General features: G+C 45.4%; 1 protein-coding gene. It reads right to left on the bottom strand.

Translation table 11 applies throughout. The features are described 5' to 3' along the window. Positions 1 to 542: 542 nt before the first annotated feature. A partial coding sequence (locus L976_RS01830; protein ID WP_156143222.1) for an ABC transporter ATP-binding protein occupies positions 543 to 1,159 on the bottom strand: 617 nt, incomplete at its 5' end.

Raw genomic sequence — 1,159 nt, 5'->3', positions numbered from 1 at the left:
AGCCACAAGCCACAAGCCACAAGCCACAAGCCACAAGCCACAAGCCACAAGCCACAAGCCACAAGCCACAAGCCACAACGTTTATTGGTTTCCTCTGTTTCTATTGGGTTTAGACTTGCTTGCTGCATATTGGGATAAAGTCTTGGAACGATGTCTCGCTGTTAGTATGTAAACCAATCACATTAAATATTTAATCAGTTCAGAGCCTCACAGGCATTTCAATCCAAGGCGCATTGACGCAGAAATGGTCATTCCCTTTTAAGTCAATACAACATCGGAGTGGGATGCCTGGGTGGCTCCCAAAGGGCGGCTGATGTTCACTTTATGGCAACGCGCTTTATACTGCGTTTAAGGCTTTCGACAGAGCACCACTATGCCTTCAAGCCTTCGCCTTGTCTAAAGCGCGTTGAATTCCCGCTGAATGAACAGATATTCAATACAATTGGTTTAAGGTGTCAACGCTATTTAGGACGGGGCAGAACAAAATAAAAAGGCGACTTAATGTCGCCTTTAAAATCAGTTCATTAAGTTACAACTCGACACTATTCAACCCCTAAAAATCCGCCAGTTTGGTGAGCCCATAACTGGGCATAGATACCGCCAGCAGCAATCAGCTCTTGATGGGTTCCTTGTTCAACAATCCGACCTTGATCGAGCACGATTAATCTATCCATTGCGGCAATAGTCGATAATCGATGGGCGATTGCAATTACGGTTTTGCCCTGCATCAATTCGTACAAGCTTTCTTGAATCGCAGCTTCAACTTCAGAGTCCAAGGCAGAAGTGGCCTCATCGAGCAGTAAAATAGGGGCATTTTTTAATAGCACCCTAGCAATCGCGATACGTTGTCTTTGTCCGCCAGAGAGTTTCACGCCGCGTTCACCGACTTGTGCATCTAAACCATGATTGCCATTAGGGTCGGTTAGTTCATTAATAAAATCATGGGCCTGAGCTTGTTTAATCGCATGTTCGAGTTGGATTTCGCTCGCCCCTGGATTGCCGTACAGAATATTTTCACGAATCGTGCGGTGCAGTAGGGATGTGTCTTGGGTGACCATACCAATCTGTGAACGTAGCGAATCCTGTTTGACGGACTTAATGTCTTGTCCATCGATACAAATTTGGCCTTTCTCAACATCGTAAAAGCGCATTAACAGAT

Origin of the sequence: Shewanella sp. ZOR0012 (assembly GCF_000798835.1) — a bacterium.
In the GTDB taxonomy this organism is placed as follows: domain Bacteria; phylum Pseudomonadota; class Gammaproteobacteria; order Enterobacterales; family Shewanellaceae; genus Shewanella; species Shewanella xiamenensis.
The sequence above is the reverse complement of the archived record's forward strand: the minus strand, read 5'-3'. Positions and strand labels throughout refer to the sequence as shown.